Here is a 26605-nt window from a genome sequence, read left to right on the forward strand (position 1 = left end):
CCCCTTATCCGCGCGGTGTAACAGCGGAAGCCACTTTCACCACCGCCGACTTAACGGCAGACGGTGACTGTGCGGCGGGCTGGTTGCTGGCTTCCAGCGCTTGACGCTGCTGGGCCAATATCGCGATCACTTCTGGACTGGCCATCGGCGCGACCTGCGGATCTATCGGCGCGCCGGGACGTACCCGTTGCAACCCACTGATGACGATTCGTTCGTCCTTTTGTAGCCCGCTGCGAACGATGCGTAACCCTTCCAGTTTCGGACCCAGTTCGACGCTGCGGTAAGCGACCTTGTTGTCCTTGTCCACGACTAGCACGAACTTTTTGCCCAAGTCAGTCCCCACCGCTTCGTCTGAAATCAACGTGCCGGAATAGGTGGGACTGCCCACCAGTTTCAAGCGGGCATAAAGGCCCGGCGTGTATTGCCCGTCACGGTTGTCGAACACCGCACGACCGCGAATGGTGCCGGTTTTCGGGTTGACTTGGTTGTCGACGAAATTCATCTGACCAACATGGGTGTTGCCCTCCTCGTTGGACAGGCCCATGTACACCGGGGTGGTCTGGCCACGTTTGCCTTGGCGTGAGAGCTGGCCGTATTTGAGGAATACGCGTTCGTCGGCGTCGAAGTAGGCATACACCTTGTCGGTGGACACCACGCTGGTCAGCGCCGTCACGTCTGCGGTGACGATGTTACCCGCCGTAATTTCGGCGCGGCTGACGCGACCGGTAATCGGCGCGATAACTCGGGTGAAGCTCAAGTTCAGGCGTGCCAGATCAAGCTGGGCTTGAACCGCATCGACGCCGGCTTTGGCTTCCTGAGCAGAGGTGGTCCGGGTATCTGCCAGTTCAGCGGAGATCGCGTTGCTGCTCAGCAGGCGCTGGCCGCGTTGCGCTTCGTTCCCGGTGCGGGTCAAGGTGGCGCGGGTTTGTTGCAACTGCGCCTCAAGACGGTGGACTTCATGCTCGAACGGCCGTGGATCGATCTGAAAAAGCAGATCACCCTTCTTCACCAACGCACCGTCGACAAATGCGACCGAATCAATCTGCCCGGAGACTCGCGGACGGACTTCAACGGTTTCCGGCGCTTCCAGGCGACCGGTGACTTCGTCCCACTCGGTGATGGGTTGTTCCAGCACCTGCGCCACGGTGACTTTGGGTGCCCCCGGTGCCTGAGCAACAGCGGGAGTGCGATTACAGGCGGCGAGGACGGCAAGCGCCAGCACCGATACGGGATAACGAAGGTGTCTGAGTGAATGTTGCATGGTGCGTCCGCCGTTCGGGATTGAGTAGGCGGATTCTGTGTGACGAGCACTTTGGCGACGAATTGAACGGCATGAAGTTCAGTATTACTAATAATGATAGTTGTAATCATTAAAGCCTAAATCGGCTGAGACCCTTTAAACACGGGCCTCCTGTGTTTTATGTTTGGCGCTGAAAACAGGCAAAACCGCGGAGTATCGGAATTCATGATTACGGTCATCATGATTAGTACGTTGCAAACGCAGCTTCGATGGCCAAGAGTTAACCGTCCACTCAGGAGTCAACGATGAAAGTCACCAAAGAAAAGGCCGCACAAAACAAAGAAGCGATCCTTGAGGCGGCTTCACATTTGTACCGCGAGCGTGGTATCGACGGCATTGGCATTGGCGAATTGGCCCGCTCCACCGGCCTGACCCACGGCGGTTTCTATAAGCAGTTTCCGGGGGGTAAAGAGCAACTGGTCACTGAAGCGGTACGTCGCGCCTTCGCCCCCGAAGTGAACCAATGGCACACCGCCCGTTCCATCAGCGAAATAGTTGACGGCTACCTGGCTGACGCGCACATCTGCAACGAAGGCGACGGCTGCCCGATACCGGCGATGGCCGCAGATGTGGCACGCAACGGCGGTCCCATCAGCACCGAGTTCACCAGTGGCATCCGCGATCTGATGGGGCTGCTTGCCGAGCGCGCCGAAGGGCAAACACCAGAAATCAAACAGGCCAATGCAGCGCAGATACTAGCGTCCATTGCTGGGGCGATATTGATCGTACGCGCAGTCGATGACCCCGAACTCTCGGCGTTAATTATCAACTCCGTGAAAAGCGCGTGGTCGTCGGAGCGGTAGCGGATGTCACCCCTTGTGTGGTTTGAGGTTGCAGCATGTCAGAACGAAAGCCCTCCCGAATAAATTCGGTCCCACAGATTTTGGCGCTGCACAGATTTCTGTAGGAGCTGCCGAAGTCCTGTGGGAGTTGGCTTGCCAACGAAGGCGCCTTTGCATCCGGCAGCAGTCCGTGTTGGGTGTCTACTGAAGTCCGGCAAGCAAAAAAGGCATCCATCAACCATGCAATACCTTCGCCGCCGACAATAATCCGCGAAATTTCTCATAGCGCTGATTCAAGGCAGGCTGTTGCTCAACCCGTGGAAAATACCGCGCTTTGACCGGCATCCCCGCCTGTAGCAGTGCGTCGCCCTGCCCGTTCGCTAAAAAGCCCAGCGTGGCCGCGCCGATGCAGGCGCTGAGTTCACTGCCGTATAGCGTGTAGATTTCTCGGTCGAGGATATTCGCCAACAACTGCGCCCAATATTCACTGCGTGCCCCGCCGCCCACCAGTGCACAGGCATGCACGGCGGCACCTGCCGATTGAACCGCGTTCATCGCGTCTAACAAGCCAAAACCCACCCCCTCCAGCACCGCGTAACCCAGCATCGCAGGTGAACAGTCGTAGCCCAGGCTCATGAATCCACCGCGCAATAACGGGTCGTTATGCGGCGTACGTTCGCCTGCGAGGTAAGGCAGAAAAAGCGGATTGGAAACCGCCACCGGTTGATCAATGGGCAATGCCGTCTGCACCCGCTCCAACAGTGTTTGCTCGTCGGGAAAGCCCAATAATTGCGTCACCCAGCGCAAGCAACTGGCGCCCGCCAACAGGGCGCCCATGGTGTACCAGCGCTGCGGGATGGCGTGACAAAAGCTGTGCACCGCGTGGGCTGGATGGCCGGCCATGTGATCGGTGATCGCAACAATCGCAGCGCTGGTGCCCAAGGTGATAAACGCGTCCCCGGCATGGATGGCGCCGATACCCACTGCAGAGACCGGGTTGTCCCCGCCGCCCCCGGCGATGACCACTCCAACCGGCAAACCCAAGCGTTGCGCCGCTGAGGTGTTGAGCACGGTGGACGCTGCGCGCCCTTCCACCAGCCGAGGCAGTTGGCGAAGTTCCAGCCCGGTCGCGCGAACGATCGGTTCAAACCAATCACGCTTGACCACGTCCAGCCACAGGGTGCCGGCAGCGTCCGAAACGTCGGTGACCCGCTCGCCGCTCAGCCGTAAGCGCAGGTAATCCTTGGGCGACAGCACACAGTCAATCTCGTTAAATACCTGCGGCTCATGGTGCTTCAGCCACAGCAGTTTGGGTGCGGTCAACCCGGCCATGGGCAGGCTGCCAGTGATCTCGGCAAACTCAGGGTAATCCCGGGCCAGTTGTTCCGCTTGGCCGGTAGCCCGTGAGTCATCCCACAGGATCGCAGGGGACACCACGCGGTTGTCATCGCCCAATAGCACTGCGCCGTGCATTTGCCCCGACAAGCCAATGCAGGCAATGCGCGCATAGGCCTGCGGTTGATCCTGGCGCAATTGGTCCAGAGCACTGAGACACGCTTGCCACCAGTCTTCTGGACGCTGTTCTGACCTTCCCGGATGTGGGCGGGAAATCGTCAGTTTGGCGCTGGCATGGCCCAGCACGATTCCGCCCTCGTCCAGCAGCACCGCCTTGAGTTCGGACGTACCGAGATCGATCCCGAGCGAAACAGGATTGTTCATCACCATTTCAACGGCATCCACATGAATTTCGAATCCGCAATGTGGGCGGGAGCCGAACGGTTTGTCGCTTGCCTTCGGGTGATTCGATTCGTTTCAGCAGCAGCTTCACCGCCCGTGCCCCCAGCGCCTCAACGGGTTGCGCGACCACCGTCAGGCGCGGGACAAAAAAATCAGCCCAGTCGAAATCATCGAACCCCACCAGCGCCATCTGCTCGGGCACGCCGATGCCAGCGTCCCGCAGGGCGTGCATGGCGCCGATGGTCATCATGTTGTTGGCGGCCATGATTGCCGTGGGCGGCGAAGCCAGCGCCAGTAGATGCCCCGTGGCCAGCCGCGCGGGCTCACTGCTGGACTCGCCATTGACCAGTAACGCCGGATCAAACGGCAAACCTGCCGCGCTCAACGCTGCCCGGTAGCCGTCGATGCGTTCCTCGGTGGTACTAAACCCGCGACGGCCGGCGACACAGGCAATGCGTCGATGACCGTGTTCAATCAGATGCGCGACCAAGGCCTGAGACGAGCGTTTGTTCTCCACGCCCACTTGATCGAAGCCTTTCGCAGCGAGCCGATCCACCAGCACCGTGGGAATCTCGTTGGCTTGCAAATACGCCAACGTCCGGTGGTCTTTAGTGTCCATGGACGGCGCTAGTAAGATCCCGTCGACACGTCGATGGTGCAGCGCTTTCACCACCCGCAACTCCTGTTCGGGATCATCGTGGGTGTCCACAAATAACATCATGATTCCGTGCTTGGCCGATTCGGTTTCGATGGCGTGCACCGTCTCGCTGAAATAGTGGTTAGACAGCGCGGAGATCGCCACACCAATGGTGTTGGTGGTCGAACGGGCCAACGAGCGCGCCAGGGTATTGGGAATGTAATCAAGGTACTGAACGGCCGACTCCACCGCACGCGCGGTGATCGGGCTAACCTTGCGCGTGCCGTTGAGCACGTGCGACACCGTTGATGTCGATACCTTGGCAAGTTTCGCTACATCATCCATCGTTACCACAGCGATTACTCCGCCCTTTCCATCACATTAAATGGGCCTTCTGTGGGAAGGCCCAGCTGTTAGTGCTTGGACCAACCGGTATACGAGGCAATGTTGTCCCGGGTAATCAGGGTCGGCGCTAGCAGTTTGATCTTGTCCGCCGGTGGCTTGCCGTTGAGCAGGTCGTAACCGATGGTCACCGCGTCCTGGGCCTGGGCCCACGGATCCTGGCTGGCGGAGGCCTGGATCGACGAATCGCTGGACTTCAGTGCCCCTTCGATATCCGGTGCGCCATCCACCGAGGTGATGATGATGCCGCTGCGTTTCAGCTGTTTGGCGGCCAGGTCGCTGCCGATGGCCTGTGGGTCATTGATGGTGAACAGCCCATCGATTTTAGGGAAGCGCACCAGATAACCCTGCATGGCATTCAACCCACCTTCCCGCGAGCCTTTGCCGTCTTGATCGTCAGACAAGACCTTGATCCCCGGCGCTGCAGCGAACACGGTTTTACAGCCATGTACTCGGTCGGTGACCGCAGTCACTTGCGGCCCATTCTGGATGATCACGTTGCCCTTGCCGGACAGTTTGTCGACGATGTACTGGCACGCCAGACGACCGGCCAAATCGTTATCGGTCTGCACCGTGGCATCAACGCCCTTGGCGTCTACGTCTACGGCGACGACCACGATTCCGGCCTTACGGGCTTTGCGGATGGCGGGCTCGATGGCCGCCGGATCCGTTGCGTTCAACAGGATCAGATCAACCCCCGCCGAAATGAAGTTATCAATTTGGGTGAACTGTTTGCTGAGGTCGTAATCCGCCGACACTGCTGTGACTTTGGCTTTGGGGTTGATCTCCATGGCCTTGGCCTTGGCACCCTCGACCAGCGCGACAAAATAAGGATTACCCAACGAGCCAACGGTGATGCCAACCGCATTCAAATCCCGGGCCTGGACGCCTGCGGACAAGGTCGCGGCCAGCAATAAGGAAGCAACGGCAGGAAACGTGAGTTTGAAGTTCATGGCTTATCTCTTGTGATTATTGTGATAACGCTAGAGGTGTAAAAATCAGGTTCGCGCGCCGGACTGGCGATAACGGTCGAGTGCCACTGCGCCGATGATAACGATGCCTTTGATGATGTATTGCCAGATGTCGGACACGCCCATCAGCACCAGTCCATTGGTCAATACCGCGATAATCAAGGCGCCGATCAGCGTGCCACCAATGGTACCGACACCGCCGGTAAAGCTGGTGCCGCCGAGAATCACCGCCGCAATCGCATCGAGCTCATAGGATTGACCCAGCTGTAACCCGTTGGCCGCCGACAACCGCGAGGCAGTCATCACCGCCCCCAGCCCGGCCAACGCCCCGGACACCGCATACACAAACAACAGCACTTTCCAGACTTTAATCCCTGACAAGCGCGCCGCTTCCGGGTTGCCGCCCACGGAGTAAATGTGCACGCCCATGACCGTGCGCCGCAAAATGAACCACGACAGCACCACCACACACAGCGCAATGATCACCAACCACGGCACCCCCAATACCGAATCGTTACCAATAAAGGCGAACGGCAAGTCCGGGTTGAACACGGTTTTATCGTCAGCCATCAACCGCGCCAAACCGCGCATCGCGGTCAGGGCGCCGAGGGTCACGATAAACGGCGGCAGCCGCATGAACGCAATCAGCCCTCCGTTCACCAACCCCAATAGCAACCCGAAGCCGATCCCCGCGACGATGCCCAACATGCCAAATTGAGGGGACGTCGAGACCAGCATCGCGACCACTGCCGAGGCCGCCAGAATCGCCCCGACTGACAGGTCAATCCCGGCGGTAAGGATCACAAAGGTCATCCCGGCGGCCAGCACCACATTGACCGACGCCTGTTGGCTGATGATCGACAGGTTCTGCACGGTAAAGAAGTTTTCGCTCATCAGCGCGAAACCCACCAGCAGCAGGATCAGCACCGGCAGCATGCCTACCGTACGCAGCAAGCCTCGAATTTTCTCGCCCGTGCTAACGGAGACTGCGCCACGGTTTTCGTTCACAGGCACGCCCATGGCGTTGGTTTTTTCGGTGTTTTGATTCATGACGGTTCCACCTTCGGCGGCTTTATTTTTGTTGTAGTGGTCAGGCTGCGTGGACCGCGACTTGCGCCGCGCCAGTGGCCAAATCGATGATGGTTTCCTGGGTGATGTCCTGCCCGGAAGTGCCACCCAACTCAGCCACCAATTGGCCCTCGCGCATGATCAAGACCCGATCGGACGTGCCGATGATTTCCGGCAACTCACTGGAAATCAGTACGATCCCGACCCCGGCTTTGGCCAGCTCGTTGATGATCCGATAGATTTCCGATTTCGAGCCAATGTCCACGCCACGGGTGGGTTCATCCAGGATCAGCACATGGGGTTTGACTTCGAGCAAGCGTGCCAGCAAGACCTTCTGCTGATTCCCCCCGGACAAGGCGCCGACGTTGACTTTGCCCGAGCCGACCCGGATCGACAGCGAGCGAATGGCAGCGCTGGCGCGTTGGGCGCCATGGCCAAGGTCAAGCACACCGTAATGGGCATCGGGCACACATGCACAGACGTTGATGTTGTCGCGAACGCTCATGTCGAGAAACAACCCTTGGGCTTTTCGGTCCTCGGTGAGGTACACCACTCCGGCGCGAATCGCATCGGCGGGGTCACGCAGCTGAGTGATGGCTTGGCCTGCGACCTCTAGCGTGCCGGAAGTGCGTGGGTTGGCGGCGAAAATCAAGCGGGCCAATTCAGTTCGGCCCGCGCCCACCAAACCGGCGATGCCCAGTACTTCGCCAGCGTGCACGTCAAAACTGCAACCGCGTACCCGTGCGCCATCGGCCATGTCCCGCACACGCATGACCACCGCGCCGGGATCGTACGGCGCATGTTCCTTTTTATAGAAACCAGACAGGTCGCGCCCCACCATCATTTTCACCAACACCTCAGCTGACAGGGCTTCGCGCTCCAGCATGCCGACGTGTTCGCCATCGCGAAGCACTGAAACCCGGTCAGATAACTCGTAGATTTCAGCCATACGGTGGCTGATGTAGATGATTGCCAGCCCTTGACTGCGCAATTGCTTGATCAGCGCAAATAAACGGTCGGTCTCACGGGAAGACAGCGGCGTGGTGGGTTCATCCATCACCAGGATTTTTGCATCGGCGTGCAGCGCGCGGGCGATTTCCACCAATTGCCGCTCGGCAATCGACAGCGTGCTGACTTTGGTCAGCGGCGTGAAGTCAGCGCCGAGTCGATTCAGCACTTCGACACAGCCGGCTTGCATCGCCTTGCGGTTGACCGTCAAGCCGGAACGCAACTCGCGCCCGAGGTAGATATTCTCGGCCACGCTCAGGTTCGGACAGAGGCTCAACTCTTGGTAAATGACCGCAATGCCATGGGCTTTGGCCGTACGTGGGTTATAGGTGGCAACCGGTTGGCCATCGATTCGAATCTCGCCGCCTGCGTCAGCCTGATAGGCGCCGGACAGGATTTTCATCAACGTGGACTTGCCCGCGCCGTTCTCGCCCATTAATGCGTGAACTTCGCCGGGGTAGACTTTCAGATCCACGCTTTTCAGCACCCGCAGGCCGTTAAAGGTCTTGGAGATGCCGCGCATTTCGAGCAGGGGTAAAGGTAAAGAGAGACTCATGACGCGCCCTCAAATTTTTTATTTTTGTACGTGGGCCTGCATAGGTTTTACAACCTGTTGCGACCTGTTTGAGAACGACTCTAGTCGATAAATCCAGTTACGCAAGCGCTTGCGCAAGCACTTGCGTGGTGCTTGCATGAATTCCGCCCCACAGATTTTTGTGATGCATAGATTTTTGTAGGAGCTGCCGAAGGCTGCGATCAGATGTTCAGTGCCTACTATTCCGTGTCTGCTGATGTCTCTGTGTGGCTTGCCAACGAAAGCGTCATTGCAAGCGACCCAGGTTTCAAGTCGATATCAGCGGCGCGATTATCGGCCTCTTCGCAGGCAAGCCTACTCCCACAGGAGTTGTGGCTGCTTGCTACAACCGTATCAATGAAACCCCAGAGCCGTACTGACCTCGCAGCCTTCGGCAGCGCCTACACCTTGGTTTGCTGCTACAACGCGTTGATGGACCACCTCAGGGCATGCATGAATTCCGCCCCACAGAAAACCGCTGGAGCCAACTTATTGGCGAAGCGTTGGATCTGATACCGCGCGTCAGGCCTCTCGCCAACAAGTTGTCTCCTACAGGTTTGGGGTGGCTTGTGCCCATCAGAAGGTGGACTGAACCTGCAAGCCCGCCACTACGCCGTTTTGCACTTCGCGTACGCCGCCTGGGTGGGCGATGTATTGCAGGTTGGGCCGGACGTTTAGCCACTGGGTGACTTGTACGCCGTAGTTGAGTTCGACGTTGTACTCCGTGTGTTGCTCTGGCACGTAGTCCGCGTCGGCATAACTAAGGCCGCTAACATCGTTGGCGGTTTTGGCGTTGCGCAGGTACAAGTTACTGGCATACAGGCGAGCGATGCCCAGGCCCAGCGTGTCGGTCGGACGCGCGTCAAACGGCCCTTTGTACACCAGCGTGACCTTCTGATAGCTGTCGATCGGGGTGGTGGCGCGGTCGTAGAAGCTGGCGTTGGCCGAGAGGGTCAAACCGCGTGAAGCGTCGCCGTTCACCGTGGTGAGTTGTTGCTTGCCGGTCAACCACCAGCCATGGCGACTGCTATCGCTGCGATAGTCTTCACCCGATAAAGCGGCCGGTTGGTTGTTGGCGTCTTTATAAACATCGCTGGCGTTGGCGGAGCTGTAGTAATAACCAACGTGGTATTCGCCCGGCAGGCTGTTAAGCGTGGGCGCCCACACCAGTTCGACGGGAATCAGTGCACCGGTGGTACCCGCGCCATTGAGTTTGAAGCCGCTGTCGTTTTCGAGGTTAGACGGATTGACGTCGAACACGCCGACTTGGGCGTAGACCGAATCAGTCAGTCTGTATTTGATCCGTGCGGCCCATTGGCTGATTGGATTGTTGTAGATGCTGTCGACATAGTTGCCGGGCTGCGAACCACAGAACGCCAGGTTCTGGAACAGGCAGTCTTCAACCCCAAAATCATCACTGAACGCAAAACGACCGGCTTTGATATTCAATGCGCCATCGAAAAAGCCTTTGCTCAGCCACAATTCGCTAAGGCGGGTAACGCTGCCGGTCCCCTGCACTTCTTGGGTGGCAGAAAAACTGCTGGCGCGGGGGTCATTGAGGTTGTCGGTGTTCAGGTTGTCGCCATTGCGATTGGTGAGCTGAACCATGAACTGCGTGTCATCCCAACCCATCAACTTTTGCAAGTCGATGGCCGCGCCCAAGGTGAACTGGTCGGCATAGCGTGTAGTGTGATGCTTGTCGTAACCGCCGCGCAGGTTTGAGGCCGATTCGCCGGTGTAGCCCATCTGAACGTCGATGCCCTTTTCCAGCCATTCGGTGCGCAGTCCGCCCCAGTCGCCGGTCATCCACTGTGAATCCGCTGAGAAAGCATCCTGCGCTTGAGCGCTGACGGCCCAACTGAAGGCGGCGCAGACCGACATTAGCAAGCCAAGAACCTGCGTCAAGCGCAGGTGGCGGGGAGTCAAACGAGGCATCTGTTTTTTCCTGTTCTCTATGACACAACGACGACAGAAAGGTCTTTGCAGTCGTTGTTTTCCATGGGGTTGCGTTACCGATTTATTGAAACGGGGCAGCGCCGACACGCGCCATGGTATAGACAAGTCCAAATATTTCAAATAAGAATATTTCTTGTTTGTACTAACGTCGTATCCGCTGTTATCAAACATGCCGTCTGATCAGGCGTTTTTACCGCTAAAACACCCAGTGCAATCAGCACCTTTTCGCTGCCGCTGCCCTCTAAGCTCGAATAACCCACCATCGAGGAATCCACCCATGCTGCATTTACTGCATGTTGAAAGTTCGCCACGCAAGCAACGTTCAGCGTCGATTGAAATCGCCCATGCATTTATCGACGCCTGGAAAAGTAAGCACTCGGGGGCCACAGTTGACACTCTCGACGTGTGGAATACCGCGTTACCGGAATTTGATGGCGAGGCGTTGGGCGCCAAGTACGCTGGCATTGAGGGTCGCGAACGGACCCCGGCCGAGCGGCAGGTCTGGACGGAAATAGAAGCGCTGGCGGAACGTTTCAAGCGTGCGGACGTGATTGTATTCAGCGTGCCCATGTGGAACTTCGGCATTCCCTACCGGCTCAAGCACCTGATCGATGTGGTCAGTCAGAAAGACCTGTTGTTCACATTTGATGACCGAGGCCTGAATGGTTTGCTAAACGGTCGCAAGGTGGTGGTTATCGCGGCACGCGGCGCACAACTGGACCGTACGGAGCACCAAGTGTCATATATGGCCAGTTGGTCAGAGATGGTCGGCATCGACGAACAACACACGGTCATTGTCGAAAAAACCCTGTATGGCCCAGAGGTTGATACCCAGGGCCGGAACGCCGCCAAAGCAGAAGCCGTGGCACTGGCTTCAACGATTTGATACCAGACGCTCAACTCAAACGGTAAATTTCATCACCAGGCCGTTCAACTCAGTGGCGAGCCGTGACAGTTCATGGCTCGCTGTTGACGTTTGCTCGGCCGCGGTTGAGGACTCAACAGAAAGGTCTCGAATACTGATGAGGTTTTGGTCCACGGACCTGGCCACTTGAGCTTGCTGTTCCGAGGCGGTGGCAATCAGCATATTGCGCTCAGTGATGTTCACGATGGCGGCGGCGATTTCCACCAGGGCGGCGCCGGCCTCGTGGGCGATCAACAATGTTTTCTCAGCCTCGGTGCTGGTCAGTATCATCGATGAAACAGCGTGCTCCGAGCCTTCCTGAACGCCCCGGATGATCTGTTCTATTTCCAGGGTTGATTGCTGGGTGCGGTGGGCCAAGGCACGCACTTCATCAGCGACGACCGCGAAGCCCCTGCCCTGATCACCCGCCCTCGCGGCCTCGATAGCCGCGTTCAGCGCCAGCAAATTGGTTTGCTCGGCGATTGACCGAATAACCTCCAACACCTTGCTGATGCTTTGAGCCGACTGCGCCAGCTTCTCGACTTGCTGACTGGTGGCGTTGACTGTCGCGTTCAAGCCTTCAATGGAGGTAATGGTTTTTGCCACCCGCTCGCTACCGCGTTTGGTAGAACGCTCCGAATCCTGGGTGGAGACCGATGCTGCCGAGGCGTTTCTGGCCACTTCTTCAACCGCCGCAGTCATCTGATTGACCGCTGTGGCGGCCTGGTCAGTTTCCAGACTTTGCCGCTGCAGACCTTGGTTGGACGCCTGCGTCACTTGATTCATCTGCTGCGCTGCGCTCGCCAATTGCGTAGAGGAACTGCCAATCAGCCTGACAGTGTTTCGCAAATTCCCCAGCATCAACGCAGTGGCCGTCTGCAACTCAGTAATTTCGTCGCTCCCATCGATTCGGATGTCTCGACGCAGATCATTGTTGGACATCTCCTTACTGGCGCCGACCAAGGCCATCAAGGGAACCGAAATACTTTTTGTGAAGACGATCGCAAGCACGATGGTGGCCAAAATCGAGCACACCAACAGCAGCAACGCATAGGTCACTCCATTGTCGTAGGCGGCTTTGGATTTAATGCTCGATTGAGCCGCCTGCTGCTCGTTGATCTTGATCAGCTCATCGGCGTATGCCTGCATTTCCTTGGAAAGCGGGACGATGTGGAGGTTTATATAGTTAAGGGTTTCGGTCAACGAAAGCGCATCCCCCGCATTGATGACAGTTTTGAGTTGCTCGTTATAAGGGGCGACGTCGTTGACCAGCAATTGATAAACCTTGCGTTCGCTTTCACCGGAAACCAGTTTTTCGTAGTTCCCGATGTCGGCCTTCATGATGTCTTGATACTTTCCGAGGCTGATGGCGGAGCCTTTCTTTTCCGAATCGCTGGCGGTGATCAGCTTGAACGTTTCCAGGCGCATTCTTAACAGCGAGGTTGCAATAATTCCGGCTTGCCTGACACTGGGCATTGAGTTTTCCTGGATATCGACGGTTAACGCCTGCATTTCCCGCATATTCCACATCGATATGCCGCTGGAAACCGTCATCAATACAATAACGACCAGAAAAAAAAGCCCCGCACGAGTCCCAATCTTTAAACCTCGAATCGTCATGAGCTACTGCCTTTATTATTGTTCACGGTCGGGCGACGGTGTGCTGTTTTGCATAGTGCCACCGAGGGCATGGACGGTGTGAACATTTCGGCAAGCGCAAAAGCCAGCGTGACCTCCTGACTCACTCAGCGGGTCATGGCCCTGGCCCTGGCGGTGTCAATGGCAGCCGTTAGCGCAAGCAGGTTAGTTTGAAGGGCTATTTCACGAATCGGTTGCACACTCCCGCTGAACTTGCTTGGTAGGTTGTTCACATCAAAAAGGGTGACGCGAGTTTGGCGGCTAGCGTCCGCCAAGCGCTGAACGCTGGTCAAACTTTCGAGGCGTGCGAACTCACCTATTTTGTCCTCGACGCGTAACGCTACCGGCGCTACGCCTTCGCTCTCGATACGAAGCGTTACAGGCTCAGTGCCCAGTAAAAATTTAATCCAGCAGGCGACAAAGGCGAAGCTGATCAAAGCGCCAATAGCACTTACGGTCACAAACAACGCCAACATGGACCGTCCTGACAACAACATGGATTTCATACGTCCTCATCCTTGAGTGATGGGTTTGGTGCGGGCGTAATGCACGCACCTATAACGAAGGAACTGCAAAATTCCGGAGCTTTGAAATACGTTCAAACGTTCAATATAGTACAACTCAGAACTACAATTAAAATCTCTCCCCAACGGACAACCCCGACAAAAACGCTGCGAATAGTGGCACGAAGCTCAAATTGATCGCTTAACCGCTGCCATGATCAATCGAAAACCTGACTTCCCCGTCGTCTGTCAGCCACACTGCGCTCCTGTTTCCATCGCCGCCCAAGGGAGTTTGTCTTTGGACAAAGCATCCGATCGACGCAATACCCTTTCACTGGACGCGCTCAATTTTTTTCTGGCTGATGTCCGCGATGGGCTTGGACCTTATCTGGCCATTTATCTGCTAGCGGTTCATCACTGGGACCCGGCCAGCATCGGCGTGGTCATGACCGTGGCGGGAATTGCTGCGTTGATCACACAAGCGCCGGCGGGTGCGATGATCGACGGCATGCGCAGTAAACGCGCGGTGATTGCCGTCGGCGCATTGGTGGTGACTACGAGTTGTCTGCTGTTTGCCGTTCATTACTTCATTCAGTCTGGTAGCGCTGACGCAATCGATCAGCGCCGCTGCCGCGTCGGTGTTCGCGCCTGGCATTGCCGCCATCGCCGCGCAACTGGTCATGGTGCCTGCCGCCTGGATTGTCGGGACCAAGGCCGATCAATGGGGACGCAAGCCGCTGTTGCTCGCCGGATTCTTGATCCTGCCCTTGCGTGGAGTGCTTTACACCCTGTCCGATGACCCCTATTGGCTGGTCGCCATCCAAATGCTGGACGGGGTTGGTGCCGGGTTATTTGGTGCGCTGTTTCCGTTGGTGGTGAAGGACCTGACCCACGGCACTGGCCGATTCAATGTAAGCCTCGGCGCGCTGTCTACGGTGTTCGGTTTCGGCGCAGCGCTGAGTAACAGCCTCGCTGGGCTTGTGGTTCAACAGGCGGGCTACAGCGCGGCGTTTCTGACGCTGGCCGCAATAGCCAGCGTCGCGTTTGTTTTATTGTGGTGGGCGATGCCGGAAACCCTTCGCCAGTCAGATCGGTCCAGTACTGTCGACCTGAGCGCTTCCGGGGTCGCCCGATGACTAGGGCAACAGCCCCGCCGCTCGGTAAACGTCGACTGTCTCGTCGAACGCCGCGATGTCATTGCGGCCTCGCGACACCAGTTGAGCGCCTTCAACGGCCGAATAGATAGCCAGTGCCTTTTGCTGCAACGTTTTTAACGGGGCATCACCCTGTTGCAGGGACAGCACGGTTACCAGCCAGTTAACGTTCGCTTCAGTGAACGCATCCACTTCGGTTCGGACTTCAAGGGGCAGGTCCTGATACTCGGCGGCCATTATCCCGCACAAGCACATGCGATTGTCGTTGACCAGTGCCGAGCGAAAAATAGCGGTGTAGCCGTTTATCAAGAAGCGCGGATCTTGGGACTGCTCAGACAAACCTGTCAGGTATTTGACCCCGTCCTCCGTATACCGCCGTGCGAGCGCAGCCCCCAAATCGCCCTTGGTGGGGAAGTGATGGTGAATGCTGGCGCTTTTGATTCCGACTTCCTTGGCGATCTCGCGAAAGCTCAGCGCGTTATAGCCGAGGGCTTGCACCCTGGCGCGGGCAATGCCCAGGATGGTTTCTTTGGTACTTGAGGTTGTCATTAAGAAACTCCCTACTGACAAAGACCTGATAAGAATACGTTGCTCGGCATTCTACCTATCTAGTGAAAGGTAGAACAGTGCCGCCGTAAAAATTATCCTGCCGAGAGTCGTTGGCAAACCCTTCACCAGCTCATACGAATCCCAACGTTGCCACTGATGCCTTTCAGGTCGTTGCTGTCCAGGTTGGCGTCGTAGTCAGCCCCGAGGTAAACCGCGACCGTCGGCGATAGCTGCGCCACAACTCCCATGCCGACATCGGCGGACGAGGCTTTATGCTGAGTTTTTATCCGGTCCACGTCGTCGTAGGTCACCGTGTCCGAGCCGCCAAATGTCCGCCATACGTTGGCACGCAGATAAGGTTCGACCGGCGTATTGCTGACCCGATAGCGCCCATTCAAACGCGCGCCCAAACGCCCGGTGGTGTAGTTCTGGGAATCAAATGAAACCTCGGAAATTCCGTCGTTTTGATCGTCGAGGCTAATGTGCTGACTGATCAACTGCGCTTGCGGCTCAACACTCCAGTGATCGGACAGCGCAACCGGGTAGCCACCTTCCAGAGAAAGCGTCAGCCCGTGGCCTTGGGTCTCTAGCTTCACCCCTCTGTCCGATTGACTGTTTCCGTCTAAACGAGTGGCGATGGCCACCGCGTCCACATACCAGCCTGATCGGTCCGACAGGGTCCAATAAAGCCCGACATTATCGCCATCGAGCTTGGTCTGACCCGCTTGGCGCCCCTGAAAGCCTTCGGCAAATCCTTTTACGCTGCCGCGGAGGTGGGTTTGCCCCACAAAAAAACCAAAGCGTTGATAGCGTCCTTCACTTATTTCGGATGAGAAAAGGTCATTCCCGATCTGGAAGCCCTCCAGCGAGCCATCAAGACTGGGTGATACGGTTCCAGACCAGCTTTTCTTGAAGTCGTTGTTATAGAAGCGCCCCCATCCTGCAGACGCGAGACCGGTTTCGGTCAGCAGGCCTTGATCACCCTGACGATCGTGAAATGTACCCAGGGCGTTGAGCATCAGGGTTTGCGCGGCCGGGACAACCACCGAGTAGACCGGGACTTCCAACCTGAACAGCGGAATCGGCGCCGCCCCCGCAACGGCAGCAGGCAGCGCTGGCGTGGTGGCTGCCGGTGTCGGTGAAGCGTCGGCTGGGGAGTCAGCAGGAACTGTCGATGGCGGATCAGCGGGCGCCACGGGTGCGGCAGTCGGTGGTTCTACTGGCGGCTCGTCCGCCGCAACGATAGGCGCTGCGGGTGCTACGGGCGGTGCAGATGGCGGCCGGATAATCACCGGCGGCGCGGCTGGCGGCGCAGCCCGAGGGGCGATTGCGATAACAGAAGAGCGCAAGTACCAGTTGTTCTCGGAGCCCGCAGTAACGCCGCCTTTAAACAAATAATATTGATAAGCACCGGCTGACACCGAGCTCTTCAGTGCAAACGCATCGGCGCTGCTGGTTGCACCGTTTTGTGCCTGCACGACCTCGATACCGTTTTGAAGGGTCAAGGCACCTTGACCGCCGAGGTTAGAAATCCCTACTTGGGTATTTCCACTGATTGCACCTTGGGAGACGATTAACTTGTCGCTGGCAGAGCTGTCGTCGCCTAAGGAAGGTCTGAAATAAGACCTTCTTTTTCTGGCAAATCGGGCGTCAAGCGCTCCGAAAGAAAGTACTTCACTGAAATTTCGAAAATATCGGCTTTTATTGATGAATAAGCCGGTTTTAAGCACTTATTAACCCTTAATTTCCATACTGCGGACGCACCTGTCCTATAGGCTCCATCAAATGTCGGCGCGCCATCCACAGATTCGACAGTGCAAACAGTGTCACCAACTGCGCCGTGTTCTTTACCAACCCGCGAAACCGCACCTTGGTGTAACCAAACTGGCGCTTGATCACCCGAAACGGGTGCTCAACCTTGGCCCGAGTTTGCGATTTGGCGTATTCAATCTTGCGCAACGCACGGCCAATGACGCTTTTTTCTCCATGTTTGCGGCGGCTGCTGGGCCTGGCGGAGATCGACCAGATCATCTCGCGCCCCTCATGTTCAAGCCGCTTTTCTACGCCGGTGTAGCCCGCGTCGCCACAGAGATGGGTCTCTTCGCCGTGCAGCAACTGATCGACTTGAGTGACGTCCGCGACATTGGCTGCCGTGCCCACCACGCTGTGCGTCAGACCCGTATCAGCGTCTACTCCGATGTGCGCTTTCATCCCGAAAAAATATTGATTACCTTTCTTGGTCTGATGCATTTCGGGGTCGCGTTTACCCTCTTTATTCTTGGTCGACGTCGGCGCATGAATGATCGTGGCATCAACAATTGTGCCCTGACGAAGCATCAAACCTCGGTCTCCCAGGTAGCCATTAATGACCTCCAGGATTCCCCCGGCAAGATGGTTTTTCTCCAGCAGGCGACGGAAGTTGAGAATCGTGGTTTCGTCGGGAATGCGTTCCAGATTCAACCCCGCGAACTGGCGCAGAATCGTGGTCTCATAAAGAGACTCTTCCATTGCTGGATCGCTATAGCCGAACCAGTTCTGCATCAGGTGCACACGCAACATGGCCATCAAGGGATACGCCGGGCGGCCCCCTTCGCCTTTTGGATAATGCGGCTCGATCAAAGCGATCAACCCCTTCCAGGGGACGACCTTGTCCATCTCGCTCAGGAAAATCTCACGGCGGGTTCGCTTACGTTTACCGGCGTACTCGGCATCGGCGAAAGAAATTTGCTTCATGGGGGGCAACCGCTCGGCTCATGTGATGGGGGACATTTCACCAGATTTGAAAACCTTTTTCAGAGTTTCCCTAACACTGTTTGAAGTAGCAACTGCCCGCCACGGCCGACATAGTTGCCGTACACCGACAGCGTATCCGCAGCACTCGAACTTGCGCTGGTCATGTCTATAACGCCAGCGTTGGTCAGGGTCGTGAGTTGCCCAGAGGTGTAGGGCCTGACCGCTCCATGGGTCACCTGCAATGCGCTGGTGCTGTCGATAGTGAAACTGCCGGTGCCACTGGAACTGTCACCCAGAAAGAAATCTCCGGCCAAGTTAAACCGGCTGTTATTGGTGAGGTTGACTGACTCCCATCCGATGTACCGGGCGGCACCAGCAGATGAGCTGTTGTCAAAGGTCAAGGTGTCATTACCCAGTCCGCCGTCCACCGAGGGGGTTAGAGACAGCGTGTCTTCGGTCAAATGACTAATAAACGCCGTGTCATTACCGTCCCCCATCAAAATAGACGACTTGATCAAACCTCCGGCATTCCAAATAAACCTGTCATTACCGCTACTGGCGCGTATTTCACCGTTTATAACACCGCCGGTAACGGTAATACGGTCGTCGCCGCCACTGACGCTGATATTGCCGCCTATAGTGCCCCCGGACACAATAATCGTGTCGTCACCAAAGCCCGTCACCAGGTTACCCAAGATAGTGCCGCCCGACATATCAAAGAGGTTGTCGTCCAGCTTCATGTTGACGCGGCCGATAGTGCCACCGGTCATCTTGGCGATATCACCATCATCAAAACCGCCGACGATGGTACCTCCCGTCATGACAAAAACATCGCGACTGTCCCCCTGGGTCAGCGATGCAATAGTGCCCCCGGTCATTTGAAAATTATCAACACCGCTGCCCTGTGAAACGTCACCACTCACGGTTCCGGCGCTTATTTTAAATACGTTGGCGCCATCGCCTTGATCAACTAACCCGAGGATTTTTCCCGAATCCATTTGAATGACATCATTCTGAGGGCCAAAAACAATGTTCCCATTAACCGTGCCGGTACCGCCGGCGGGAAATACCAGACTGTTAGCACCCGACAAATCGGTCAACCCCGTGCTGCTACCACTGCTGCAGCTATAGACGTCGTTGCCTGCCGATGCAATTAACGTACAGTCCGCCTTTGCCACCCCCGTAAGACTGATCGCGCACACTAAGGTTACGGACCCTACTGCCCGAGCAGGTCCATGCTTCGACACGGTATTGTATTTAACAAATCGCAAGGCTTGGTTAACGGTTAGCATCCCTGTTCTCCTGGCCGGGCACTTACACCAAACGTCGCCGTAAGTACCCTCCTTTATTTTCAAAGGTTAAGCGGGAGAGGCTTGTTCTAAGCCAACCCGATCCTTGGGTTCACTATTGACCCTAGTCGCACCGTTGAAATATCGCCACTTCCAGTTAATACTCCAGCACAAAACATGCGCATCCGCATTTATTCATTGATTTATTACGCATGCGTACTAGACTGACAACCCGTTACCCACCGTCAAGGAGCGTTGGCCATGGCAAACGCAAGCACCGTCCACCCCGCCGTTCATAGCGTAGACACCCCGGAGGCGGGCCGGGTGGCGTTGAAATTCTTCTTCGGTCTGATGGAGCAATGGGGCTGTTCGGCGGATCAGCAGCGAGCGCTCTTGGGTTCGATCAGCACCACCACTTTTTATAAATACAAACGGCTGCCCAGTGTTCGACTGCCCCATGACACCTTGGAGCGGATCTCGTACCTGATGGGTATTCACAAGGCACTGAGCATTATTTTCAGCAACAACCATGATCGGGTGTACGCCTGGGTCAGCAGCCCCAACACTGCCGCGCCGTTTAATGGTCAAACGGCGCTTAAGTACATGCTGGCCGGTCGCGTTGTTGATATTGCCGATGTGCGCCGTTATCTGGATGGGGTACGCGGATGATGCTGCCGAAACAGGAGATACCCGCGTGGGACAACGCCTATCGAATCATCAGCAGCTCGTTCCCGCCGATCACCCTGTTCGAAGACATTCTGGACCCCTCAGAATTGCAGGTGGCCTACGCCCTGGAATCGCTGACCAATGATCGATTGGCTGAACAAGCAGGTGTCATCAGTCGGGTTAGCCCGGAAGATTGTGTGTCAGGCCCCGGTTCTACACCGGTGATGGCAGCTTTTACTCACATTGGCAGGGTCAGCCGGTTTACCGATGGGACGTTTGGCATTTATTACGCCGCCAACAGCCAGACCGCCGCCATCGCAGAAACAAGCTTTCATCAGGAACGATTTCTTGCCGCCACCCAAGAGCCTGACGTTGAGCTGACCATGCGCACCTACGTCAATAAAGTGGTGAAGCCGATGCACGACATTCGTGCTGATTTCGGCCATTTGCATGACCCCGACCCCGCCCACTATGGGGTTGCACAGGCGTTCGCGAAAAAGCTTCGCGGGGCAAAATCCTGGGGGATTTTGTACAACAGCGTCCGCGCCACGGGCCATGAATGCACTGCAGCGTTTCGCCCGACAGCGGTGTCAATTCCGGTGCAAGGCAAACATATGCGTTACGTGTGGGACGCCAAGAGCCAAAAGATCGGCTGTTTCTTTGAAATCACTCCGGTGATTTAAGGCGTCTGCGCCCCGAGGGTCAGGACGGTGAAGGGTGTAGGTAGGGTCGCCCACGTCTGCAGAGTTGAACGATCAGCCCAAGCGAGGGCCCAACCTGCGCAATGCTCGAATAACGTTGCGCCGTTCGCACACTCATTGAACGTGGAGAACACCCATGAATTACGTCTCATTGGGCAATACCGGCCTGAAGGTTTCGCCCATCGCGTTAGGCTGCATGACCTACGGCATACCTGAGCGCGGCAAACACCCTTGGACGCTTGACGAGCAGAGCAGTCGCCCGTTGATCCAAAAGGCCCTGGAGCTGGGGATCAATTTCTTCGACACCGCTAACAGCTACTCGGACGGCACCTCTGAAGAGATCGTCGGTCGAGCCCTGCGCGATTTTGCCCGGCGCGATGAGATTGTTATTGCTACCAAAGTGTTTTTCTCTTCGCGGGAAGCGCCAAACGTTGGCGGCCTGTCGCGCAAGGCGATCTTCAATGAAATCGACAACAGCCTGCGCCGACTGGGTACTGACTACGTCGACCTGTATCAAATCCACCGCTGGGACTACAACACGCCCATCGAAGAAACCCTCGAAGCGCTGCACGATGTAGTCAAGGCCGGTAAAGCCCTGCACATCGGCGCTTCGTCGATGTACGCCTGGCAGTTCGCAAAAGCGTTGCATACCTCGCAACGCAATGGCTGGACGCCCTTTGTGTCGATGCAAGACCACCTTAATTTGCTCAACCGGGAGGAAGAGCGTGAGATGCTGCCATTGTGCCGTGATCACGCAATTGCTGTATTGCCCTGGAGCCCACTGGCCCGTGGCCGCCTGACCCGCGACTGGAATCAAAGCAGTACCCGCGCCGATTCCGATGACTTCGGCAAAAGCCTGTACACCGAGCAGACTGCCGATGCGGATAGAAAGGTGGTGGAAGCCGTGGCCACCATCGCCGCCGAGCGTGGCGTACCCCGTGCGCAAGTTGCCTTGGCGTGGGTCGTACAGTCAGCGGGGGTAACAGCGCCACTGGTGGGCGCCAGCAAACCTCAGCACCTCGACGATGCCATGGCTGCGTTGACCTTGAAGCTCGACCCGAATGAGATCCACCGTCTGGAAGCCCCGTACATACCCCACGCCGTGTCGGGGTTTGAATAGCCCCGTCGTTGACGCCGCGCTGTTGCGCAGTAAACGTGTTGCGCATTGTGTGGCTTGAAGGTGCAGAGTGTCAGGACTGAAGCCTTCCCGAATAAATTCGGTCCCACAGACTCTGGTGATGTGCACATTTTCTGTAAGAGCCAAAGGCTACGATAAGTCCGAAGGGCCTTCGCCAACAAGTTGGCTCCTGCGGAGGGCTGCCCGCCCGCAACCCCATAAAGGCGGGATATACCTGCCAGGATCAGCGCCAACCTTCGTTTGTAAAAGCTTAAAAGTAGTGTGATAAGAGGAAGCCCGTCGTCCAGACGCCGCAGGGTATGAGCTGTCAGATAACGTAGCGGCGCAATGGCAAAACCCAATGCAGTCATCAAAGCAACATCCAGACTGTCAGCCTTGCGGCTGGCATTACGCCTTCGGAGATGCACGTGATTATTGGTGAGAAGATCCATGTCGAAGCTTTTTTGGACGAAACAACCTCAACTTTCAGCTACCTGCTGCTTGATCGGTCTACCCAACATTGCGCGCTGATCGACAGCGTTCTGGGCTACGACCCAAAATCCGGCCATACCAATACCCACGCGGCTGATCGCCTGATAGCACGGGTGCTTGAGTTGGGGGCTTCAGTGGAATGGATTCTCGAGACCCATGTGCACGCGGACCACCTGTCTGCTGCGACCTACCTGAAAGAGAAGCTCGGTGGAAAAATCTCCATTGGCAGTCATATCAAACAGGTTCAGCAGGTATTTGGCGAGCTGTTCAATTGCGGTGCCACTTTCAGCCACGACGGCAGCCAATTTGATGTACTGCTCAATGACGGCGACACCTTCAGGATTGGCACGCTAGACGCGACAGCAATGCACACCCCCGGCCATACGCCCGCCTGCATGACCTATGTGGTCCGAAACGAAGGCGACTCCCTCGCGTTTGTCGGTGACACCTTGTTCATGCCCGACTACGGCACCGCTCGCTGCGATTTTCCCGACGGCGACGCTAGAACGCTGTTTCGCTCGATTAAAAAAATTCTCCAACTTCCCGCCGACACCCGAATTTTCATGTGCCACGACTATTGCCCGAACGGCCGGCCCATCGCTTTCATGACCACCGTGGCGGATCAGCGCTCAAGCAATATCCATGTCCGGGAAGGCATCACTGAAGACGACTTCGTGAACATGCGCGAAGCGCGAGATGCCACGCTGGAGATGCCGGTTTTGATCCTGCCGTCGGTGCAGGTCAACATGCGCAGCGGCCATCTGCCTGAGCCAGAAGCGAACGGCATTCAGTACTTGAAAATCCCGATCAACACCCTTGGAAAACCGGCTATTACCGCCAGCGACACCGTGACCCAATCGCCCTCTCGCCACGCCGATGCGCATCACCAAATCCTTATCATCGGCGCGGGCTCGGCAGGTATCGCCACGGCGTCAAGCTTGAAAGCGAGGGACCGGACCCTCGACATCGCGATCATCGACCCTGCCGAGGTCCATTATTACCAGCCAGGCTGGACACTGGTGGGCGGTGGCGTTTTTGCTGGAAAATCCACCGTTCGGGCCATGGCCTCGGTGATCCCCGACAACGTACAGTGGATCAAAGCGGCAGTGGTTGCCTTTGAACCGCAAACCAATACCGTCGTTCTGGGAAACGGTCAGATCATCGGCTACGAACAACTGATCGTCTGCCCTGGGTTGAAGCTCGATTGGGAGGCGATACGGGGATTGACCGAAACCTTGGGCTCGAACGGCGTAACCTCCAATTACCGCTACGATTTAGCGTCGTACACTTGGCAGTTGGTGAAGGCACTCAAACATGGCCGGGCGCTGTTTACCCAGCCGCCGATGCCGATCAAGTGTGCTGGCGCGCCGCAAAAAGCCTTGTACTTATCCTGCGATTACTGGCAAAAAAACGACCGTCAATCACAGATCAAGACCCAGTTTTATTCGGCCGGCGCGACCCTCTTCGGGGTCGCAGATTATGTACCCGCGCTCATGGCGTACATCCAGAAATACGCCGTAGATCTGAAGTTCACGCACACCCTGGTCGCGGTGGACGGGCCAGGCAAGCTGGCGACGTTTAAACGCACCTCTTCAGATGGCGTCACGGACACGGTGGTTGAGCCGTTTGACCTGCTGCATGTTGTTCCACCCCAAATCGCGCCGGACTTCATTCGTAACAGCCCACTCGCCGATAAGGCTGGCTGGGTCGACGTAGACCCCGCCAGCTTGGTGCACCGCCAGTACCCTAACGTGCACGGCCTCGGCGATGTGACCAACACCAGCAACGCCAAAACCATGGCGGCCGCGCGCAAACAGGCGCCAGTCGTTGCCCACAACGTGCTGGTGGCGCTGGGACGTAAACGATCCTTGGCCACTTACGATGGCTACGGTTCATGCCCGCTGACCGTTGAACGCGGCAAGATCGTGTTGGCTGAGTTCACCTATGGCGGCACCTTGGCTCCAACCTTTGCGCCGTGGTTCATCAATGGCCTGAAACCCTCCCGTTTGGCCTGGTTTTTGAAGGAGCGATTGCTGCCGCCGTTGTATTGGCATTGCATGCTCAAGGGCCATGAATGGCTGGCGGCGCCCGTCATTGCCAATACCGAGCGCGATAAATGATGGAGCACGATTTACTGGGGGTGGCGTTAGGCGCGGTCATCGGGGCGATTTTGGCCCTGACCGGTGCTGGCGGAGGCATTCTGGCTGTTCCAGTCTTGGTCTTCGGCCTCGGACTGTCGATGGTGCAAGCGGCGCCTGTCGGGCTGTTGGCCGTTGGCTTGGCCGCAGCAGTGGGCGCGATTCTGGGCCTGCGTCAGGGCGTGGTTCGATACCGCGCGGCGGCTTTCATCTCCGTGATGGGCATTCTTGCAGCGCCTGTGGGTTTGTACATCGCTCACCGTTTACCCAATCAACCGTTGGCGCTGGTATTTGCGGCGGTGTTGCTCTACGCCAGCATCCGTATGCTGCGAAAAGCCAATCGCGAGATTCACCAAGGCGCACCCGCGCCCCGCGCCGCCGCATTGCCGTGCGTGCTGAATCCGCTTCAGGGCCGACTGCGCTGGACCTTGCCCTGTGCACGCGCGTTAACCTTCACCGGATTGCTGTGCGGTCTGTTGTCGGGGCTATTGGGCGTGGGCGGCGGATTCGTCATCATCCCGGCCCTGACGCGGTATTCCAACCTTGAGATGAAAAGCGTCGTCGCCACCTCCCTCGCCGTCATCGCGCTGGTGTCCATCGGCAGCGTAACCACCGCCGCGCTTACCGGCGTGATGTATTGGGAGGCTGGCGTTCCCTTTGCCCTCGGTGCGGTGGTGGGATTAATTGGCGGCCGGCAAATCGCCCACCGCCTGGCGGGCCCACGCTTGCAACAAGCCTTTGCCCTGGTCGGAATGATTGCCTCGCTGATGCTCGCGACCAGCGCGTTGGGGATGAAGATTTAGCCTGTGCTTGTGAAACCTAGAGCCATACCGGCTCAGCGCTGCCTGGCGGCATGGACGGCAACCTGTAACGTGGCTGAGTGCGTTCCAGTTGCGCACTTGGCCGCACGGCGTGCAACTGACCAAAGCCGGAGGTTGAGGTTTCAAGCCAAGGGTCGACGCTGGGTTTATCGAGGCTAAAACCGTTGGGGATACGGCCCAAGCTACGTAACCATTGCCCGGTTTGCGCTAATGAAACCTGCACGTGCCAACTGCCACCCTCTGTTTGCTGCCGGTACAGGGCGGCGGCCGTGCCATAGGCCATCAAGTAACCAGTGGCCTGATCGAGTATCTGCATTGGCAGCGCACGGGGAATGCCTTCGCCGGCGGATTCACCTTCCCCATGATTGAAGCCCATGGCAGTTTGTACCAATGAGTCAAACCCCCGCCGCCCCGCCCACGGCCCTTCCGTGCCGTAGGCGGTCAGGGACACATAGACAATACCGGGGCGACGTTCGGCCAACGCTTCAGGGGAATAGCCCAAAGCGGCCAATCCGCCGGGCCGATACCCTTGCGAGAAGACGTGGGCGCCGTCGATCAATCGCCAAAGCGCGGCGCGGTCTTGCTCGGTGTGCAGGTCCAGCAGCGCCGACCGTTTCCCGCGGCTGGTGTCGGCGATGGCTTCGATGTTTGGCAGGTTGGGCGAGTTGATTAACAGCACATCCGCCCCCTGAGCAGCCAGCGCACGACCACCGACAGGACCGGCGAGAATCCGTGTGAGATCAAGCACGCGCACCCCAGACAGCGGACGCTCATCGTGGGCAAGCGAAGGCAGTTCGAGGGGCTCTGCATCGCCGATGCGCGAGAGGGTCATTAACGGTTTGGCGAGGATCGCTTGACCCTGAGCAGTGGCGTCCCATTGATCAAAACTGCGCAAGGCCGTGGCAACCAAGCCCCGCTCAGCGGCGGCCTGTTCAAGATCCAGCGCCCGCCAACGCAACATCGCCTGTTCAGCCTCGGTGCGCTGTGTGGTCGCGGGAGACAAGCCCAACAGGCGTAACGCGCCTTCGCGATGATGGGCGAAGTTCGCATGAATGCGCACATAGCCGTCGGCGCAACGGTAAAGCCCAGAAAAAGCGTCCCACAGGTTTGGCTCGCGCCCGTCGAGGCTGAACCAACCGCTGCATTCGACAGCAGCGTGCAGCGTGTCTACGGCAACCTTCTGCCGAGCACCACCTCGTACATAGCTCAATTCACACGCCGCCAGCGCCGCCGCGGCAATAGAAAGTTGCGCAGCGCTACCGACCGCAAAAGACGAGGGGAATACCGGGTCACCGCCGCTAAGCTGGACGAAGTTAAGCGCTTCGGACGGCAACCCGCAGAGTTGCCATAGAGCGTGCAAGTATTGGATATCGCGCATCAGGCCTCCTCAGCACAAAGGACACCTTAGCAGCGAACCGGACGAAAGCGTCAATGCAGACGACCCAGGTATCAGGTCGACATCAGC

General features: G+C 57.3%; 20 protein-coding genes and 3 pseudogenes. 9 read left to right on the forward strand and 14 right to left on the reverse strand.

Annotation, left to right across the window (positions count from 1 at the left end; all coding sequences use genetic code 11):
• Nucleotides 1-4: 4 nt before the first annotated feature.
• Nucleotides 5-1261 carry a multidrug efflux RND transporter periplasmic adaptor subunit MexE gene (gene mexE / locus RHM65_RS19240; RefSeq protein WP_322170169.1) on the reverse strand — a complete coding sequence of 419 codons (1257 nt, stop codon included), beginning with the start codon at nucleotides 1259-1261 and terminating at the stop codon, nucleotides 5-7.
• A 284-nt stretch (nucleotides 1262-1545) separates the two neighbouring features.
• On the opposite strand from mexE, the gene RHM65_RS19245 reads away from it, so the two are divergent.
• Nucleotides 1546-2103, forward strand: a complete 558-nt coding sequence (locus RHM65_RS19245; protein ID WP_322170166.1) for a TetR/AcrR family transcriptional regulator — start codon at nucleotides 1546-1548, stop codon at nucleotides 2101-2103.
• A 213-nt stretch (nucleotides 2104-2316) separates the two neighbouring features.
• Here the strand turns inward: RHM65_RS19245 and xylB are convergent, their stop codons facing one another.
• From xylB to RHM65_RS19275, 6 genes are all read right to left on the reverse strand, one after another.
• Nucleotides 2317-3801: a xylulokinase gene (gene xylB, locus RHM65_RS19250; RefSeq protein ID WP_322170163.1), complete on the reverse strand. Its 1485-nt coding sequence runs from the start codon at nucleotides 3799-3801 to the stop codon at nucleotides 2317-2319.
• 7 nt (nucleotides 3802-3808) lie between these two features.
• Nucleotides 3809-4810 (reverse strand): LacI family DNA-binding transcriptional regulator, encoded by a 1002-nt coding sequence (locus RHM65_RS19255; protein ID WP_322170160.1) that lies wholly within the window; start codon nucleotides 4808-4810, stop codon nucleotides 3809-3811.
• 59 nt (nucleotides 4811-4869) lie between these two features.
• Nucleotides 4870-5811, reverse strand: coding sequence for an ABC transporter substrate-binding protein (locus tag RHM65_RS19260; RefSeq protein WP_322170157.1), 942 nt, complete (start codon nucleotides 5809-5811; stop codon nucleotides 4870-4872).
• A 45-nt stretch (nucleotides 5812-5856) separates the two neighbouring features.
• Complete coding sequence (locus RHM65_RS19265) at nucleotides 5857-6849, reverse strand: ABC transporter permease subunit (protein WP_322170934.1); 993 nt, start codon at nucleotides 6847-6849, stop codon at nucleotides 5857-5859.
• Between the two features lie 70 nt (nucleotides 6850-6919).
• Nucleotides 6920-8461: a sugar ABC transporter ATP-binding protein gene (locus RHM65_RS19270; RefSeq protein ID WP_322170154.1), complete on the reverse strand. Its 1542-nt coding sequence runs from the start codon at nucleotides 8459-8461 to the stop codon at nucleotides 6920-6922.
• Between the two features lie 594 nt (nucleotides 8462-9055).
• On the reverse strand, nucleotides 9056-10414 hold the full coding sequence (locus RHM65_RS19275; RefSeq protein WP_416194775.1) for a carbohydrate porin: 1359 nt from the start codon (nucleotides 10412-10414) through the stop codon (nucleotides 9056-9058).
• Between the two features lie 301 nt (nucleotides 10415-10715).
• Here RHM65_RS19275 and RHM65_RS19280 point away from each other — a divergent pair, with 301 nt between their 5' ends.
• Nucleotides 10716-11321, forward strand: coding sequence for an FMN-dependent NADH-azoreductase (locus RHM65_RS19280; protein WP_416194798.1), 606 nt, complete (start codon nucleotides 10716-10718; stop codon nucleotides 11319-11321).
• A 15-nt stretch (nucleotides 11322-11336) separates the two neighbouring features.
• Here the strand turns inward: RHM65_RS19280 and RHM65_RS19285 are convergent, their stop codons facing one another.
• Together RHM65_RS19285 and RHM65_RS19290 are read right to left on the reverse strand one after the other, a co-directional pair.
• Nucleotides 11337-12959, reverse strand: coding sequence for a methyl-accepting chemotaxis protein (locus RHM65_RS19285; RefSeq protein WP_322170150.1), 1623 nt, complete (start codon nucleotides 12957-12959; stop codon nucleotides 11337-11339).
• A 125-nt stretch (nucleotides 12960-13084) separates the two neighbouring features.
• Entirely contained in the window at nucleotides 13085-13483 is a 399-nt protein-coding gene (locus RHM65_RS19290; RefSeq protein WP_322170149.1) for a hypothetical protein, read from the reverse strand.
• 295 nt (nucleotides 13484-13778) lie between these two features.
• Here RHM65_RS19290 and RHM65_RS19295 point away from each other — a divergent pair.
• Nucleotides 13779-14616 (forward strand): annotated as a pseudogene (locus RHM65_RS19295) (MFS transporter).
• On the opposite strand, the gene RHM65_RS19300 reads toward RHM65_RS19295, so the two are convergent.
• From RHM65_RS19300 to RHM65_RS19315, 4 genes and pseudogenes are all read right to left on the reverse strand, one after another.
• Nucleotides 14617-15183: a TetR/AcrR family transcriptional regulator gene (locus RHM65_RS19300; RefSeq protein ID WP_322170147.1), complete on the reverse strand. Its 567-nt coding sequence runs from the start codon at nucleotides 15181-15183 to the stop codon at nucleotides 14617-14619.
• A 122-nt stretch (nucleotides 15184-15305) separates the two neighbouring features.
• On the reverse strand, nucleotides 15306-16913 hold the full coding sequence (locus RHM65_RS19305) for an autotransporter outer membrane beta-barrel domain-containing protein (protein ID WP_322183917.1): 1608 nt from the start codon (nucleotides 16911-16913) through the stop codon (nucleotides 15306-15308).
• A 10-nt stretch (nucleotides 16914-16923) separates the two neighbouring features.
• Entirely contained in the window at nucleotides 16924-17916 is a 993-nt protein-coding gene (locus RHM65_RS19310) for an IS5 family transposase (protein WP_322165339.1), read from the reverse strand.
• 68 nt (nucleotides 17917-17984) lie between these two features.
• Nucleotides 17985-19118, reverse strand: a pseudogene (locus RHM65_RS19315) (autotransporter outer membrane beta-barrel domain-containing protein); the annotation flags it as partial.
• Nucleotides 19119-19466: 348 nt separating this feature from the next.
• Here RHM65_RS19315 and RHM65_RS19320 point away from each other — a divergent pair.
• The 6 genes and pseudogenes from RHM65_RS19320 to RHM65_RS19345 all read left to right on the forward strand — a co-directional run bounded on the left by RHM65_RS19320 (nucleotide 19467) and on the right by RHM65_RS19345 (nucleotide 25122).
• Entirely contained in the window at nucleotides 19467-19874 is a 408-nt protein-coding gene (locus RHM65_RS19320) for an MbcA/ParS/Xre antitoxin family protein (RefSeq protein WP_322170142.1), read from the forward strand.
• The gene (locus tag RHM65_RS19325; RefSeq protein WP_416194774.1) at nucleotides 19871-20554 is read left to right on the forward strand and encodes an RES family NAD+ phosphorylase; all 684 of its coding nucleotides are present in this window, start codon (nucleotides 19871-19873) and stop codon (nucleotides 20552-20554) included. Before RHM65_RS19320 ends, RHM65_RS19325 begins: the two co-directional genes overlap by 4 nt.
• A 154-nt stretch (nucleotides 20555-20708) precedes the next feature.
• Nucleotides 20709-21692: an aldo/keto reductase gene (locus tag RHM65_RS19330; RefSeq protein ID WP_322170141.1), complete on the forward strand. Its 984-nt coding sequence runs from the start codon at nucleotides 20709-20711 to the stop codon at nucleotides 21690-21692.
• Between the two features lie 419 nt (nucleotides 21693-22111).
• Nucleotides 22112-22741 (forward strand): annotated as a pseudogene (locus tag RHM65_RS19335) (MBL fold metallo-hydrolase); the annotation flags it as partial.
• Between the two features lie 288 nt (nucleotides 22742-23029).
• A complete protein-coding gene (locus tag RHM65_RS19340) occupies nucleotides 23030-24301 on the forward strand; it encodes an FAD/NAD(P)-binding oxidoreductase (RefSeq protein ID WP_322170925.1) in 1272 nt (423 codons plus the stop codon).
• Nucleotides 24298-25122 (forward strand): sulfite exporter TauE/SafE family protein, encoded by an 825-nt coding sequence (locus tag RHM65_RS19345; protein ID WP_322170139.1) that lies wholly within the window; start codon nucleotides 24298-24300, stop codon nucleotides 25120-25122. The genes RHM65_RS19340 and RHM65_RS19345 overlap by 4 nt, the downstream gene beginning before the upstream one ends.
• A gap of 16 nt (nucleotides 25123-25138) precedes the next feature.
• On the opposite strand, the gene RHM65_RS19350 is transcribed toward RHM65_RS19345, so the two are convergent.
• Nucleotides 25139-26518, reverse strand: a complete 1380-nt coding sequence (locus RHM65_RS19350; protein WP_322170137.1) for a CoA transferase — start codon at nucleotides 26516-26518, stop codon at nucleotides 25139-25141.
• Between the last annotated feature and the right edge of the window lie 87 nt (nucleotides 26519-26605).

Origin of the sequence: Pseudomonas sp. CCI4.2, from assembly GCF_034350045.1 — a bacterium.
Taxonomy (GTDB): domain Bacteria; phylum Pseudomonadota; class Gammaproteobacteria; order Pseudomonadales; family Pseudomonadaceae; genus Aquipseudomonas.